Annotated in this window: 13 protein-coding genes; 10 read left to right on the forward strand and 3 right to left on the reverse strand. The window is 74.1% G+C overall.

Annotation, left to right across the window (positions count from 1 at the left end):
* Positions 1-156 precede the first annotated feature (156 nt).
* The 8 genes from ACWENR_RS24800 to pdxY all read left to right on the forward strand — a co-directional run bounded on the left by ACWENR_RS24800 (position 157) and on the right by pdxY (position 8,731).
* Positions 157-1,113 carry an ABC transporter permease gene (locus tag ACWENR_RS24800; protein ID WP_452279362.1) on the forward strand — a complete coding sequence of 319 codons (957 nt, stop codon included), beginning with the start codon at positions 157-159 and terminating at the stop codon, positions 1,111-1,113.
* Positions 1,113-3,071 (forward strand): dipeptide/oligopeptide/nickel ABC transporter permease/ATP-binding protein, encoded by a 1,959-nt coding sequence (locus ACWENR_RS24805; protein WP_452279363.1) that lies wholly within the window; start codon positions 1,113-1,115, stop codon positions 3,069-3,071. Before ACWENR_RS24800 ends, ACWENR_RS24805 begins: the two co-directional genes overlap by 1 nt.
* Positions 3,068-4,144, forward strand: coding sequence for an oligopeptide/dipeptide ABC transporter ATP-binding protein (locus ACWENR_RS24810; protein ID WP_452279364.1), 1,077 nt, complete (start codon positions 3,068-3,070; stop codon positions 4,142-4,144). Before ACWENR_RS24805 ends, ACWENR_RS24810 begins: the two co-directional genes overlap by 4 nt.
* Positions 4,141-5,079 (forward strand): dihydrodipicolinate synthase family protein, encoded by a 939-nt coding sequence (locus ACWENR_RS24815; RefSeq protein WP_452279365.1) that lies wholly within the window; start codon positions 4,141-4,143, stop codon positions 5,077-5,079. Before ACWENR_RS24810 ends, ACWENR_RS24815 begins: the two co-directional genes overlap by 4 nt.
* A 2-nt stretch (positions 5,080-5,081) precedes the next feature.
* Positions 5,082-6,029 carry an ROK family protein gene (locus tag ACWENR_RS24820; protein ID WP_452279366.1) on the forward strand — a complete coding sequence of 316 codons (948 nt, stop codon included), beginning with the start codon at positions 5,082-5,084 and terminating at the stop codon, positions 6,027-6,029.
* Positions 6,026-6,712 (forward strand): N-acetylmannosamine-6-phosphate 2-epimerase, encoded by a 687-nt coding sequence (locus ACWENR_RS24825; RefSeq protein WP_452279367.1) that lies wholly within the window; start codon positions 6,026-6,028, stop codon positions 6,710-6,712. The genes ACWENR_RS24820 and ACWENR_RS24825 overlap by 4 nt, the downstream gene beginning before the upstream one ends.
* Positions 6,713-6,787: 75 nt before the next feature.
* Positions 6,788-7,789, forward strand: coding sequence for an acetylxylan esterase (locus tag ACWENR_RS24830; protein ID WP_452279368.1), 1,002 nt, complete (start codon positions 6,788-6,790; stop codon positions 7,787-7,789).
* A gap of 90 nt (positions 7,790-7,879) precedes the next feature.
* The gene (gene pdxY / locus ACWENR_RS24835; RefSeq protein ID WP_452279369.1) at positions 7,880-8,731 is read left to right on the forward strand and encodes a pyridoxal kinase PdxY; all 852 of its coding nucleotides are present in this window, start codon (positions 7,880-7,882) and stop codon (positions 8,729-8,731) included.
* Between the two features lie 39 nt (positions 8,732-8,770).
* On the opposite strand, the gene ACWENR_RS24840 is transcribed toward pdxY, so the two are convergent.
* The gene (locus tag ACWENR_RS24840) at positions 8,771-9,469 is read right to left on the reverse strand and encodes a hypothetical protein (RefSeq protein ID WP_452279370.1); all 699 of its coding nucleotides are present in this window, start codon (positions 9,467-9,469) and stop codon (positions 8,771-8,773) included.
* A gap of 321 nt (positions 9,470-9,790) precedes the next feature.
* Between ACWENR_RS24840 and argS the strand changes: the two genes are divergently transcribed.
* Positions 9,791-11,509 carry an arginine--tRNA ligase gene (argS, locus tag ACWENR_RS24845; protein ID WP_452279371.1) on the forward strand — a complete coding sequence of 573 codons (1,719 nt, stop codon included), beginning with the start codon at positions 9,791-9,793 and terminating at the stop codon, positions 11,507-11,509.
* A 43-nt stretch (positions 11,510-11,552) separates the two neighbouring features.
* Here the strand turns inward: argS and ACWENR_RS24850 are convergent, their stop codons facing one another.
* Together ACWENR_RS24850 and ACWENR_RS24855 are read right to left on the reverse strand one after the other, a co-directional pair.
* Positions 11,553-12,257, reverse strand: coding sequence for an HAD family hydrolase (locus ACWENR_RS24850; RefSeq protein ID WP_452279372.1), 705 nt, complete (start codon positions 12,255-12,257; stop codon positions 11,553-11,555).
* 97 nt (positions 12,258-12,354) lie between these two features.
* Positions 12,355-13,965, reverse strand: coding sequence for an ADP-ribosyltransferase domain-containing protein (locus ACWENR_RS24855; protein ID WP_452279373.1), 1,611 nt, complete (start codon positions 13,963-13,965; stop codon positions 12,355-12,357).
* A 189-nt stretch (positions 13,966-14,154) separates the two neighbouring features.
* Here ACWENR_RS24855 and ACWENR_RS24860 point away from each other — a divergent pair, with 189 nt between their 5' ends.
* Entirely contained in the window at positions 14,155-14,832 is a 678-nt protein-coding gene (locus ACWENR_RS24860; protein WP_452279374.1) for a macro domain-containing protein, read from the forward strand.
* The last annotated feature ends 112 nt before the right edge of the window (positions 14,833-14,944 follow it).

Below are 14,944 nucleotides of genomic sequence, written 5' to 3' on the forward strand. Positions count from 1 at the left end.
CGGTGTGACTGCAGTACAGAGTGGTCCACTTCCTATGGGCCCCCGGGGGGGACCCGGGGACGGGGGGCGCGGAACCACCCCCCGGCCCCCCCCCCCCCCCCGCCTCCCCGGGGGCGGGGCGGGGCCTCCGGTGCCCCGTGACGAGAGAGAGACACGATGCTGACCGTCCTGAGCCTGGTCGCGCGACGCCTCCTGACCCTGATCCCCCTGGGGCTGGGCATCACGCTGTTCGTCTTCGTGATCATGCAGTTCTCCCCGATCGACCCGGCGCTGTCCGTCCTCGGGGACCAAGCGACCCCCGCGCAGGTCGCGGCGTTCAAGGCCGCCAACGGCCTCGACGACCCGCTGCCGCTGCGCTACCTGCACTTCCTCGGCGACCTGGTCCGGGGCGACCTCGGCATGACCTTCCCGCCGTCGGTGCCGGTCGCCGACAAGATCGCCACCGCGCTGCCCCTGACGATCCAGCTGACGGCACTGGGCGTGCTCGGCGCGCTGGTCATCGCCCTGGCCCTCGGCATCCCCGCCGCGCTGTACCGGGACCGCTGGCCCGACCAGGTCATCCGGTTCGTCTCCATGGCCGGCATCGCCATGCCCTCCTTCTGGCTGGCGCTCCTGTTCATCCAGGAACTCGCCGTCCGCCGCCCGATCTTCCCCACCGGCGGATACGTCAACCCGGCCGACTCGCCCAGCCTCTGGTTCCAGTCCCTCGCCATGCCCGCGCTCGCGCTCGCCGTACCGGTGGGGTGCTCGCTCGCCCGGATCGTGCGGACGTCGATGGTCGAGGAACTCGACAAGGACTACGTCCGCACCGCGATCGGGGCCGGCCTGCCGCCCCGCGTGGTGATCGGCCGCAACGTGCTGCGCAACGCGCTGGTCAATCCGCTCACCGCGCTGGGCCTGCGGATCGGCTACCTCATCGGCGGCACCGTGGTCATCGAGGCCATCTTCTCGCTGCCCGGCATGGGCACCCAGATCATGAGCGCGGTGCAGCAGAACGACACCGCCCTCGCGCAGGGAACCGTCCTGACGATCGCCCTCGGGTTCGTCGTGGTGAACCTGCTCGTCGACATCCTCTACCTCTTCGCCAACCCCCGACTGCGCGGAGGCCACTGATGCGCCGGACGCTCACCGCCCAGCTCTCGCGCCCCGGCGTCGTCTTCCGGCGGCTCGGCCTCACCGCCCGGATCGCGCTCGGCTTCGTCCTGCTCGTCGTCGTGGTGGGCCTGCTCGCCCCGCTCCTGCTCCGGCACGACCCGGCGCAGGCCGGGCTGGGCCCCGCGCTCACCGGCCCGAACGGCGACTTCTGGTTCGGCCTGGACAAGCTGGGGCGCGACGTCTTCTCCCGGTTGGTCGCCGGCACCCGGCGCTCCCTGATCGTCGGGTTCGGCGCGGCCGGCATCGCCCTGATCGTCGGCGGGATCCTCGGCGCGATCGCGGGCACCAGCCGGACCGCGGTGGACGAGGTGGTCATGCGCTGCCTCGACGTGGTGATGGCGTTCCCCGCCATCGTGCTCTCCGCCCTGCTGATCATCTCGTTCGGCAAGAACAGCCTGCTGGTCCTCGTGCTCGCGATCGGCTTCGTCTTCACCCCGTCCATCGCGCGCATCGTCCGCGCCAACGTGCTCTCGCAGTACCGCGAGGACTACGTCTCGGCCGAGCGGATCATCGGGGCGCGCCGGCCCCACATCCTCTGGCGGCACGTGCTGCGCAACTGCGCCGCCCCCATCCTGGTCTTCGTCACCGTCATGGTCGCCGACGCGATCGTCTTCGAGGCGTCCCTCTCCTTCATCGGCGGCGGCCTCGCGCCCCAGGAGGCCGAGTCCTCGTGGGGCTCGGTGATCGCCTTCGGCAAGGAGATGGTGCAGATCGGCGGCTGGTGGGCCACCTTCTTCCCCGGCCTGCTGATCCTGCTCACCGTGCTCGCCCTCAACGTGCTCTCCGAGGGCATGTCGGACGCCTGGGCCGCACCGGCCGCGCGGCGGGCCACCACCGCGTCGGCCGCCGACCCGGTCGAGCGGGCGCAGCCGGGCACCGGCGAGGTCGTGCCGCTGCCCGGTCTCGACCTCGCGGCGCAGCGGCTCCGCGAGCGCGCACGGCCCCTCCCGCAGGGCGAGCCCGTGCTGCGCATCAAGGACCTCTCCATCGGCTTCGAGGGGCGGCACCAGGGCGTCGACATCGTCGACGGGATGACCTTCGACGTCCGTCCCGGCGAGGTGGTCGGCCTCGTCGGCGAGTCCGGCTCGGGCAAGTCCCTGACCGCCCTGGCCGTCATGGGCCTGCTGCCGCAGGGGGCGCGCGTACGCGGGGAGATCCACTTCCGGGGCGAGAACCTGCTCGCGATGAGCACGAAGCGCCGGCGCGCCCTGATGGGGCGGGAGATCACGATGGTCTACCAGGACGCCCTCTCGGCGCTGAACCCCGCGCTGCGCGTCGGCGCCCAGCTGGCGCAGATGATCCGTCGCGGCGGCACCCGGTCGGCCGAGGAGCTGATGGAGCTGGTGGGCCTCGACCCCCGGCGCACCCTGACCGCGTACCCGCACGAGCTCTCCGGCGGGCAGCGGCAGCGCGTGGTCATCGCCATGGCCCTGTCCCGCGACCCGAGCCTGATCATCGCCGACGAGCCGACCACCGCGCTGGACGTCACGGTGCAGGCGCAGGTGATGGAGCTGCTGCTGCGGCTGCGCGAGCGGCTCGGCTTCGCCCTGATCCTGGTCAGCCACGACCTCGCGCTGGTCAGCGACGTCTCCGACCGGGTCGTCGTGATGTACGGCGGGCAGATCGTGGAGACCGGGGTGACCGCCGACGTGATCGAGGCGCCGGCGCACCACTACGCCCGGGGACTGCTCGGATCCGTCCTCTCCCTGGAGTCCGGCGCCGAGCGGCTCACCCAGATCCGTGGCGTGGTGCCGTCGCCGGCCGACTTCCCGTCCGGCTGCCGGTTCGCCGACCGGTGCCCCATGGCGACCGAGGTGTGCCGGGAGACGGTCCCCCGGCTGACCGGCACCGCCGGGCACGGGTACGCCTGCCACCACCCGGCCGTCACCGTCAGCGACAAGGAACTGATCCGATGAGCGCGACACCCCTGCGCGAGCCGATCGTCGAGCTGCACGACGTGCACGTGCAGCACCGCACCCGTGGCGGCGGCCTGTTCAACCGGGCGCGGGTGCACGCCCTCACCGGCGCGGACCTCGCCGTGCGCCCCGGCGAGACCGTCGGCATCGTCGGCGAGTCCGGCTGCGGCAAGTCCACCCTGGCCAAGGTGCTCGTCGGGCTCCAGCGGCCGACCAGCGGCGTGGTCAGCTTCGCCGGCAAGGACGTGTGGTCGATGAGCGCGGCGGAACGCCGCCGGCACATCGGCGCGGGCGTCGGCATGGTCTTCCAGGACCCGGCGACCTCGCTGAACCGCCGCATGCCGGTCCGCGACATCCTGCGCGACCCGCTCGACGTGCACCGGCGCGGCACCAGGGCGCAGCGCGAGGCGCGGGTCGCGGAGCTGATGGCCCTGGTGGGGCTGCCGCGCTCGGTGGCCGAGGTGCTGCCTAGCCAGCTCTCCGGCGGCCAGCGGCAGCGGGTGTCCATCGCGCGTGCCCTGGCCCTGGAGCCGGGACTGGTCATCGCCGACGAGCCCACCAGCGCCCTCGACGTCTCGGTCCGCGCCCAGATCCTCAACCTGCTGCTGGACCTGAAGGACCGGCTCGGGCTGGCGATGGTCTTCGTCTCCCACGACATCCAGACCGTCAAGCGGATCAGCGACCGCGTGATCACCATGTACCTCGGCCGGATCGTGGAGCAGGCGCCGGCCGCCCTGCTGCCCGAGGGCGCCCGGCACCCGTACACCCGCGCGCTCTTCTCCGCGACGCCGGGCCTGCTCTCGCCGATCGACCCCATCCCGCTCGTCGGCCCCGTTCCCTCCGCCACCCGGCCGCCCAGCGGCTGCCCCTTCCGGACCCGCTGCTGGAACGCCACCGACCACTGCGCCACCGAGATGCCACCGCCTGAGCGGGCCAACGCCGACGGCGAGGACGCCCACGAGTTCCGGTGCCATCACCCCGTCCCCGCCGGGACCAGCAATGCGGAGCTGGTCGAGCTCGCCGGCGCGGCGACGGGCCGCACCACCCCCCTACATGTCGAGGAGACAGCGTGACCACCCCAGCCCCGCGGTTCGCCGGAGTCGTGCCGCCGACCGTCACCCCCCTGACCGAGGAGGGCGAGGTCGACGTCAACTCCCTCGAACGGCTCGTCGAGCGGATGCTCGCCGCCGGCGTCGACGGCATCTTCGCGCTGGGCAGCTCGGGCGAGACCGTGTTCCTCACCGACCGGCAGCGGGACCAGGCCCTGGAGGCCATCGTCAAGACCGTGGGGGGCGTCGTCCCCGTCATCGCGGGCTGCATCGAGCCGACCACCCGGCGGGTGCTCGACCGGGTTGAGGCATCGGCGCGGCTGGGCGCCGACGCGCTGGTGGTGACCGCGCCCTTCTACGCCATCGTCGGCCCGCACGAGGTCGAGCGGCACTTCCGGTCGGTCGCCGCGTCGGCCGAGCTGCCCGTGCTCGCGTACGACATCCCGGTCTGCGTGCACACCAAGCTCTCCACCGGCCTGCTCACCCGGCTCGCGGCGGAAGGCGTGCTCGCCGGCGTCAAGGACTCCAGCGGCGACGACGTGGCCTTCCGGCAGCTGGTGCTGGCGGTCGCGGAACACGCGCCGGCCGCCGGCTTCGGCCTGCTGACCGGGCACGAGGTGGTCGTCGACGCGATGATGCTGGCCGGCGCCTCCGGCTCCGTGCCCGGGCTGGGCAACGTGGACCCGGCCGGCTACGTCCGGCTGCACCGGGCCTGCGTCGGTGGCGACTGGGACGCCGCCCGCCGCGAGCAGGACCGGCTGACCCGGTTGTTCCGCATCGTCGAGGCCGCCGACCCCGCCACGGCGGCCGGGGCGACCAGGGGCGTCGGCGCGTTCAAGACCGCCCTCGCCCTGCTCGGCGTCATCGACAGCAACGCCGTCTCCCTTCCGCTGCGGCCGCTCGACGCCGACGAGACGGCCCGGGTGCGCACCCAGCTCGAACTGGCGGGGCTCCTCTGACCATGCCCGAGGCAAGCACGCCGCGAGCCGCCGTCGAGGCGGTCGCCGCGCTCGACATCGGCGGCACCAAGACGACGGCCGCCCTCGTGACGAGGCAGGGCGGGATCGTCGACCGCGCCACCGCCCCGACGCCCGGCAGGGCGGGCGCGTCCGCCGTCCTCGACACCGCCGCCGGCCTCGTCGACCGGCTGCGGACGGGGTCGGCGGGCCTGCCCGTCCGGGCGCTCGGCGTCGGCAGCGCCGGGGTGATCGACCGTACGACGGGGCGGGTGCTCTCGGCCACCGACGTCCTGACCGGCTGGGCCGGCACCGACCTGCGCGGGCGGCTGCGCGAGCTGCTGGGCCTGCCCGTGGCGGTCGTCAACGACGTGCACGCCCACGCCCTCGGCGAGGCGCGGCACGGCGCCGCGGCGGGGTGCGAGACGGTGCTCTTCGTCGCCGTCGGCACCGGCGTCGGCGCCTCGTTCGTCGTGGGCGGCACCGTGCTCGCCGGCGCGCACTCCGCCGCCGGCCACGCCGGTCACCAGCCCTCCCCGCACGCCGGGTCGCTGCCCTGCACCTGCGGCCGGCGGGGGCACCTGGAGGCGATCGCGTCGGGGCCCGGGCTCGTCGACGAGTACGCGCGGCGCACCGGCCGGCCCGTCGAGGACCTGCGGGCCGTCGCCGCGCTCGCCCGGGGCGGCGACGAGGCGGCGGGGGAGGTCGTCCGGCTGGGCGGGACCGCCGTCGGTTCCGCCGTCGGTGGGCTGGTCAACATGCTCGACCCCGACGCCGTCGTGATCGGCGGCGGCGTCACGGGCCTCGGCGAGCCCTGGTGGCGGGCGCTGCGGGACGCGGTTGCCCGGGAGACGCTGCCTCGCCTGGACGCCGTGCCCGTGCTGGCCTCGACCCTCGGCGCGGACGCCCCCCTGCTCGGCGCCGCCTCGCTCGCCTGGGAGACCCTGCCGTGAACCCGCTGATCGAACGGTTCCGCCACCGGCTGGTGGTCTCCTGCCAGGCATACCCGGGGGAGCCGATGCGCGACCCGGACACGATGCGCCGCGTCGCCCTCGCCGCCGCCCGGGGCGGCGCCGCCGGCATCCGCGCCCAGGGGCTCGCCGACATCGCCGCCATCCGCGACGCGGTCGACCTGCCGCTGATCGGGCTGTGGAAGGACGGCGACGACGACGTCTTCATCACCCCCACGCTCGACCACGCGGTGGCGGTGGCCCGGGCGGGCGCCCACGTCGTCGCGCTCGACGCCACCTTCCGGCCACGGCCGGACGGCCGGACCCTCGCCGAGACGATCGCCGCCGTCCACGAGCGGACCGGCGCCCTCGTCATGGCCGACTGCGCCACCCTCGACGAGGGCGTCGCCGCGGCCGAGGCGGGCGCGGACCTGGTCGGCACCACGCTGGCCGGTTACACGGCCTACACGGTGAAGGGCGACGGCCCCGACCTCGACCTGGTCGCCCGGCTGGCGGCGGCCGTCGACGTGCCGGTGGTCGCCGAGGGGCGGATACACACCCCGGCCCAGGCGGCCCAGGCGCTGCGCGCCGGCGCGTGGTCCGTCGTCGTCGGCACCGCCATCACCCACCCGACCACCATCACGGGCTGGTTCGCCGCCGCCGTGGCCGACGCCGCGGCGGCCTGACCCGCCGACTGTGCCCCGGCCGGACGCCCGTCGGGCGTCCGGCCGCCATCGACATCGCCGTGCAGGAGGCTACGCGTGGCCCTGACCGACCTCACCCTCGCCGAGTGCCAGACGTACCGGCCCGACCTGGCCGTCCCGCCCGACCTGGACGACTTCTGGGCGCGGACGCTGGGCGCCGACGAGCCCGGCACGGCGGCGTACGAGCCCGTCGACACCGGGCTCACCCAGATCCGCACCTTCTCCGTAACGGTGCCCGGGTACGCGGGCGAGCCCGTGCACGGCTGGCTGCACCTGCCGGCGTACGCCGAGGGGCCGCTGCCCTGCGTGGTGGAATACCTCGGCTACGGGCGCGGCCGGGGCCTGCCCCACGAGAAGCTGTTCTGGGCCGCCGCCGGCTTCGCCCACCTGATCATGGACACCCGGGGGCAGGGCTGGAGCGCCGCGCCCGGCCGCACCCCGGACCCGCACCCGTACCCGGCGGGCACCGTCCCCGGGTTCCTCACCCGTGGCGTCACCGATCCCGACACCTTCTACTACCGCAGGCTGGTCACCGACGCCGTACGCTTCGCCCGGGCCGCCCGGGAGCACCCCGCCGTCGACGCCGACCGGGTCGCGGTCACCGGCATCAGCCAGGGCGGGGGCCTCGCGCTGGCGGTGGCGGCGCTGTTCCCGGGCGTCGCGGCGGCCATGCCCGACGTGCCCTTCCTGTGCGACTTCCGGCGCGGCGTGCGGGTCGCCGGCCGTGGCCCCTACCTCGAGATCGCCGAGTACCTCAAGCTGCACCGGGACCGCGCCGACCAGGTGTTCCGGACGCTGTCCTACTTCGACGTGGCCGCGCTCGCGCCCCGCGCCACCGCGCCCGCGCTGTTCTCCGTCGCGATGCTGGACCAGATCTGCCCGCCCTCGACCTGCTTCGCCGGCTTCCACCGCTACGGCGGCGACAAGGAGGTGCGCGTGTACGAGTTCAACGACCACGAGGGCGGCGAGGGCCACCACCAGATCGAGCAGCTCGCCTGGCTGCGCGACAGGTTCGGCCCGGTGGGTGGGGGAGAGGGGCGCGCGGCGCCGTCGAGCTGAGTCGTCCGTGACGTCGGCCCGCGAGTGGGTCACCCGACAGAATCGGCAGGGGGTACGTGCGGTCGCGGCGGGAACCGCCATGATGAGCGGGTGAAGATCCTGTCCATCCAGTCATCGGTCGCCTACGGCTACGTCGGCAACTCGGCGGCCGCCTTCCCCCTCCAGCGGCTCGGGCACGAGGTCTGGCCGGTGCTGACCGTCCACTTCTCCAACCACACCGGTTACGGCGCGTGGCGCGGCCCGCTGCTGGCGCCGGCCGACGTGGCCGAGGTGATCGAGGGCATCGCGGACCGGGGGGTCCTCGGCGGCGCCGACGCGGTGCTGTCGGGCTACCAGGGCGACCCGGCGATGGGCGCGGTGATCCTGGACGCGGTGGACAAGGTCAAGGCCGCCAACCCCGACGCGGTGTACTGCTGCGACCCGGTGATGGGGGACGCCGGCCGGGGCATGTTCGTCCGGCCCGGCATCCCGGAGTACATGCGGGACGTCGTCGTTCCGCGCGCCGACATCATCACCCCGAACCACTTCGAGCTGGACTTCCTCGCCGACCGCAGCACCAACTCGCTGCCCGACGTCCTGGCGGCGGTCGACGTGGTGCGCGAGACGGGGCCGCGGCACGTCCTGGTCACCAGCGTGCTCCACGCCGACCTGCCGGCCGGGTCGCTGGAGGTGGTGGCCGTCTCGGACGAGGGCGCGTGGGCGGTCACCACGCCGCTGCTGCCGATCAACCCGAACGGCGGCGGCGACGTCACGGCGGCGCTGTACCTCGCGCACCTGCGGACGACGGGCTCGCCCGCCACGGCGCTGGAACGCACCGTCGCCTCCGTCTTCGCCGTGCTCGAGGCGACCCTCGCGGCGGGCACCCGGGAGATCCAGTTGATCGCCGCCCAGGACGCCATCGCCGACCCGCCGGCCAGGTTCGCCGCCCGCCGGCTGCGCTGACCCGCCTGTCACCGGAGCCGTCGCGGGTGGGTCGCCTCGTCAGGCCGGAGCTTCGGGGAGGAGCAACGTCGGGTGCTCCTCCCAGAGCCAACGGAGGTGCCGCTGCAGCTCCCCGAGGGTGGCGACCCAACCCCTGTCCGCGTAGCTGAGGATGCGCGCCGCCTCTCCGGGGAGCAGGTCGTAGGCGGTGGCCTGCGTCTCGGGGGCGACGGTGTCGGGGGAGACCGGCACCGGGTCCGGGACGAGGGGGATCCGGATGCCGACCCGGTCGAGCGCCTTGAGGACCGTGAGGTAGACCCGGGGCAGATGGTACGGGGAGACGGTGAGCGCGAGACTGGTGATGCCCAGGGCCTCGACCTGGTCGGCGATCCAGGCAGCCTGTAGGCCCGTGTTCGGTGCCGGCTCGGCCTGCAGGCGGACCCCGTCGAGGCGGCGGAGACCGAGCCCGCGCAGATGGGCGAGCGTGATCGCGTGGTACGTCCGCTCGGCCGGATTCCCGTTCGCCACCAACAGGTGGCCCGTGCCCGGGTTGGCCTCCCACCGCCGGATGGCGTGGGTGAGCCGCCACTGTTCGCCCTGGCCGGTCGGGACGGCGATCGCGTCGACGCGGTCGGCGGCCGACCGGGGCAGGGACAGGATCGCCATGAACGCCTGCAGCACGTCCGTCAGCCGGGCCGCCGGGTGGTCGTCGACATCCTCGGCCCGCAGGACCCGGGGGATCGGCCTGTCCAGGTTCATCCGGCGCACCCTAACAAGGCCCAGCCGCCGACGCGGCATTCGTACGACTCGAAGCCTGCCGGAATCGCGCTGTCCCGACCCGAGGCGGTCCGCTACGCTGCCCCGCATGACCAGCGTGACCGCTCAGCACACCGGAACGTCGTACGACGTCCAGGTCGGTGCCGAGCGACGCCGGCGATCCGTCGCCCGCCCGCGCTGACCTGTTCCCGGCGACCGGCGGATCGAGCCGCCGGTCGTCCGCCGATCGTCCTCGGTCCGCCCGTGCCTCTCCCGTCCAGTGGCTCGCGTGGCAGCGCGGGTCCGAGCGAGATCGGCGTACCCATGGATCTTGAAAGGCTGCTCTCCGACCGGCTGGCGCCGGCGTTCGCGGCGGTCGCCGGCGCCCCGGTCGACCCGGTGGTGCGGCGTTCGCCGCGCGCGGACTTCCAGTCCGACGCGGCGCTGGCGCTGGCCCGGCGGCTCGGCCGCTCCCCGCGCGACCTCGCCGCCGAAGTGCTGGAACACGCGGTGCTCGACGACGTGTGCGCGTCGGCGGAGGTCTCCGGGCCGGGCTTTCTCAACCTGACCGTCTCCGACCGGGCGCTGGCCGACCTGGTCTCCGGGCTGGCGGGTGACGCCCGCCTGGGCGTGCCGGCGGCCCGCGCGCCGGAGACCGTCGTGGTCGACTACTCGGCGCCGAACGTGGCCAAGGAGATGCACGTCGGACACCTGCGCTCCACCGTCATCGGCGACGCGGCGGTGCGGCTGCTGGACTGGCTCGGGCACCGCGTGGTGCGGGTCAACCACCTCGGCGACTGGGGCACGCCGTTCGGGATGCTGATCGAGCACCTGGCCGACCTCGGCGAGACGGAGGCGGCGCACGAGTTGTCGGTGGGTGACCTCGACTCGTTCTACAAGGCGGCCCGGGCGAAGTTCGACGCCGACGAGGCGTTCCGTGCGCGGTCCCGGCGCCGGGTGGTCGCGTTGCAGGGCGGCGACGCGCCGACCCGGCGGCTGTGGCGACTCCTGGTGGAGTTGTCGGAGCGGTACTTCCTGTCCGTGTACGACCTGCTCGACGTGACGTTGACCGGGGCGGACTTCCGGGGCGAGAGCGCCTACAACGACCTGCTCGCCGACGTCGTCGACGACCTGGACCGGCTGGGGCTGCTGGCGGCCAGCGGCGGGGCGCGGTGCGTGTTTCCGCCCGGGTTCACCGGCCGGGGCGGCGAGCCGCTGCCGCTGATCGTGCGCAAGAGCGACGGCGGCTTCGGCTATCCGGCCACCGACCTGGCCGCGTTGCGGCAGCGCACCGGGGAACTGGGCGCGACGCGGCTGCTGTACGTCGTCGGGCTGCCGCAGCAGCAGCACTTCGCGATGGTCTTCGCCGTCGCCGGAGCGGCCGGTTGGCTGCGCCCGCCGGCCCGGGCCGAGCATCTCGGCTTCGGCTCGATCCTCGGGAGCGACGGGCGGATGCTGCGCAGCCGGACCGGCGGGTCGGTGAAGCTCGTCGGCCTGCTCGAAGAGGCGGTCGCCCGCGCCACCGACCTGGCCCGGGCCAAGAATCCCGACCTGGACGCCGCGACCGCCGCCGAGATCGGCCGGGTTGTCGGCATCGGCGCGATCAAGTACGCCGACCTGTCCACCGACCGCGCGAGGGACTACGTGCTCGACTGGGAGCGGATGCTTGCCCTGGACGGCAACACCGCGCCCTACCTCCAGTACGCGTACGCCCGCATTCGGTCGGTGTTCCGGCGGGCCGGGGCGGTCGCCCGGCCGGACGCGCCGATCGTGCTCGCCGAGCCGTCGGAGCGGGCGCTGGCGATCGAACTGCTCGGCTTCGCCGGCGTGGTCGGCAGGGTGGAGCGGAGCCTGGAGTTCCACCACCTCGCCGGCCACCTGCACCGACTCGCGACCGCGTTCAGCGGGTTCTACGAGCGCTGCCCCGTGCTGCGCGCCCCCGACGAGCTGCGGGAGAGTCGCCTGCTGCTGGCCGACCTGACCGCCCGGACCCTGCGCCAGGGCCTGCACCTGCTCGGCATCCGCACGCTGGAACGGATGTGACGTCCCGTGCCGACGGCGGCTACCGTCCGTTCCGGGGTAGGGGTCAGCGGTGCTCGTCCCGGGGCGTCGCGGGACGTTCCGGGGCGTCGGCCGGGCCGGACGGCGGCACCGAGAGCAGGTCGAGGACGTCGGCGGGGCGGTGGGCGACCAGCCGGGCCTCCGGCACGGCGGGGGAGGTGACGCCCCAGCGGGCGTGCACGGCCAGCGCTCCCGCCGCCTCGGCGCACCCGAGGTCCACCGCCGCGTCGCCGACGTACGCGGTCTCGGTGACGTCGACGCCCAGGCGCCGGCAGGCCAGCCGCAGCCCGTCCGGCGCGGGCTTCGGCGCGGCCACGTCGTCGCCACAGACCACGACCGGGAACAGCCGGTCCAGCCCCGTGCTGGCCAGCAGTCGGGGCGTGGTCCGCCGCGAGGCGGCGGTGAAGATGCCGAGCCGGCAGCCGGCCCGGTCGAGGGCGTCGACCAGGTCGAGCACGCCGGGAAACGGCCGTACGTCCCCGGTGGCCGCCTCGAAGTGGCGCTGGAAGCAGTCGAGGTCACCGGCGGCGACGGGCCGCCCCAGGAAGTGGGCCAGCACCGCCGGCGTGGCGCCGATGTGCCAGGTGGCGACGACGTCGGCCGGCGAGACCACCGGCCCGCCGAGGGCGCGGACCGTGTCGGCGTACACGGCGGGGGCGATCGTCATCGAGTCGACCAGGGTGCCGTCGAGGTCGAACACGACGGCGGCCGGGCGGCGGTGACCGGGCACTGTGCGGAGCCTCCAGCGAGGTACGAGCGGTTCCTGCGGGCGGGGCCGCCCGCAGGAACCGTATCGGGTGCGTCCGGCGGCCCGGCACGCCGGCCGCTCACGCCACCAGGCGCTCGCCGTCCAGCTCCTCGAGCGTGACGGTGCAGAGGCCGCCCCGCTCCGCCTTCACGCCGGCCACCCTGAGCTGCGTGCCCGGGGCGAGGATGAACTCCTCCTCGCCGGTGAACGCGGAGAACCTGCGGATGCCCACGGCCCGCGCGGGCAGTACCTCGAAGAGGGTCCGCTTGCCGCGGCCGCCGAGGAAGGCCCGGGCCACGCCGAGCTTCGACGTGCACGAGGAGACGCCCCACCACGTCACGGTCTGGCCCAGCGGGTACTGCGCCCGCAGGTCCAGCGACACCCCGCGCCACAGCGGCTCCGTGCGGACCGGAAGCCGGGACACGGCGGCGAAGAGCAGGCGCAGGTACGGCAGGTAGGGGACGATCCGGCTGCGGTCCGGGTCGCGCAGGGTCGCGTTGATCCGGCGGTAGAACGCCGACTCGCAGGTGTAGAGGTGCAGCGCGGCGGCCTCGTCGGCCGAGAGGCCGTCGGTCGCGCCCTCCGTCTGCTTCTCGCCGAAGCGGTGCGACTGTTCCACGTGCCAGTCGAGCCCCGGCAGCAGCTTCGCCACCGGGGCGACGGCGGTGCGGAAGTCCATGAGCGGGGTGTCGAACACGCCGGTGATCGCCGGTAGGACGAGCCCCTCGTCCTTGACGCTGGCGAGCCGCTCCAGGTAGAGCTTGTGCAGCTCCATCGTCGAGGCGATGAACTCGCCCATGCGGTCCGCCGCGTTCGCGTCCGCGCCGCCGGAGTGCGCCGCCGACGTGCTCCAGCCCTTGCTCGGCAGCCAGTCGATCTCGTCGACGCCCAACGTCCGCAGCGCCGCGTTGACGTCGGCGAAGTGGTTGCCGTCGCAGAAGATGTCGCCCTGCGCCGCGGGGTTGGGGTGGTCGATGTGCCGGACCTCGACCTCGGGGTACTTCTTCGCGAGCCGGACGACGACCTGCCTGAGGCTGCGGGCGTGCGCTCCCCACCAGGCGAACACCACTCCCCGGTCCGCCTCGTCGGCCTGCTGCTTGGCCTTGAGGATCTCCTCGACCAGCGCCTCGACGACCGGCCGCCAGAACGCGGTGTGCCGGTCGGTGGCCATGGCCCCGTCGCCGCTGGCGGTGAGGGCCGCGTTCAGCAGCAGCACGCCCTGGGTGAGCATGGCCTGGAACCACTCCGGCGGCTGCACCGTGTCGTGCTCGCGCAGCAGGGCGCGGATGTCGGCGATCGGGGTCTTCTTGGGGATGCCGTACTTCCACATCGCCGCCGCCTTGATGATGCAGCGGATGCTCACCACCCGGCCGAACTGGCTGTCCTTCCAGTCGTGGAAGGTGTTGTCGAACATGGCGATGCCGGTGGCGCTCTCGGGCCGCGGGTACGGGTTCTGGCCGAAGACGACGACCTTCCACTTGTGCGGCGGGTTGGGCTTCAGCGCCTGGAAGGTCAGCTCGCGGACGGGCACGACCTGCGGGCTGCGGCCGGGGCCGATGAACGTGGCCGCGTCCGGCTGCGCCTCGATGACCGGCTTCAGCAGCGGCAGCCACGGCTCGCCACCGCCGCCGAAGAGATCGGCGAGGGCCAGCGGGTCGTTCGGGTCGGGCGGGGTGGTGGTGTCGCTCATCGCGGTCTCCCGGTGCGGCGGGCCGTGCCGGTCCGACGGCACGGATGATCAAGGTGGGGGCATTGTGCCGGCCACGGGTGACATCCGGTGCGCGCCCGTCATCACGGTCCGTCCCGTGGTCGGGATGTCGGTGGGCGGCGCTACCTTGATCCACGTCGGACATCCCCCGTGACGCCACTGGAGTGAGCCATGACCATGGACCGTGCGAAGCCGCTGCTCAGGGTGGTTCTGACAGACGTCAACGCGAAGGTGGTGCAGGCGTGGCGGGCGGCCTTCGCCGACACCCCCGAGGTCGAGATCCACAAGGGCTCGATCCTGACCCGCGAGGTCGACGCCTGGGTCAGCCCGACCAACTCGCGGGGGCGCATGGACGGCGGCGTGGACGCGGTCATCAAGCGGCACCTCGGAGCGGGGATCCAGTTGCGCGTCCAGCGGGCGATCCGCGACCAGTTCGGCGGCTCGCTGCCGGTGGGCAGCGCCGTCTGCGTGCCGTCCGGCGCGACCAACCCGAAGTTCCTGATCTCGACGCCGACGATGGAGCAGTCGGCGGAGAACGTGAGCGAGACGCTCAACGTGGCGCTGGCGTGCGCCGCCGCCTTCCAGGCCGTCCACGCCCAGAACGAGCGGGCGCCGGGCAGCATCGGGTCGGTGGCGCTGGTCGGCATGGGCGCGGCGACCGGGCGGGTGCCGGCCCGGGTCTGCGCCAACCTGATGTGGACGGGCTACACGCTGTTCAACGACTACCACTTCGACGACTACGACGAGCTGCGCAAGGTCGTCTGCGAGCAGCTCGACGACATCGACAGCCGCCCGGAGGAGGAGCGGGTGCGGGTGACGGCCCCCACCCGCCCCGGCTCCCGCCGCTGACGGAGCGGCCCGGCGCGCGACGACCGGCCGCCGGGGGCCGGCCCGGCGCGGGGGGGGGCGGGGGGCGGCGGGGGGCTGTTGGGGTTGGGTGATGCCGAGTGTTTAAGACGTT

The organism is Micromonospora sp. NPDC004336, from assembly GCF_053602615.1.

Coding starts and splice junctions, on each gene's coding strand:
- argS (WP_452279371.1), top strand. CDS start 9,791: ATGGATCTTGAAAGGCTGCTCTCCGACCGGCTGGCGCCGGCGTTCGCG.
- ACWENR_RS24800 (WP_452279362.1), top strand. CDS start 157: ATGCTGACCGTCCTGAGCCTGGTCGCGCGACGCCTCCTGACCCTGATC.
- ACWENR_RS24840 (WP_452279370.1), bottom strand. CDS start 9,469: ATGAACCTGGACAGGCCGATCCCCCGGGTCCTGCGGGCCGAGGATGTC.
- ACWENR_RS24810 (WP_452279364.1), top strand. CDS start 3,068: ATGAGCGCGACACCCCTGCGCGAGCCGATCGTCGAGCTGCACGACGTG.
- ACWENR_RS24855 (WP_452279373.1), bottom strand. CDS start 13,965: ATGAGCGACACCACCACCCCGCCCGACCCGAACGACCCGCTGGCCCTC.
- ACWENR_RS24820 (WP_452279366.1), top strand. CDS start 5,082: ATGCCCGAGGCAAGCACGCCGCGAGCCGCCGTCGAGGCGGTCGCCGCG.
- ACWENR_RS24805 (WP_452279363.1), top strand. CDS start 1,113: ATGCGCCGGACGCTCACCGCCCAGCTCTCGCGCCCCGGCGTCGTCTTC.
- ACWENR_RS24860 (WP_452279374.1), top strand. CDS start 14,155: ATGACCATGGACCGTGCGAAGCCGCTGCTCAGGGTGGTTCTGACAGAC.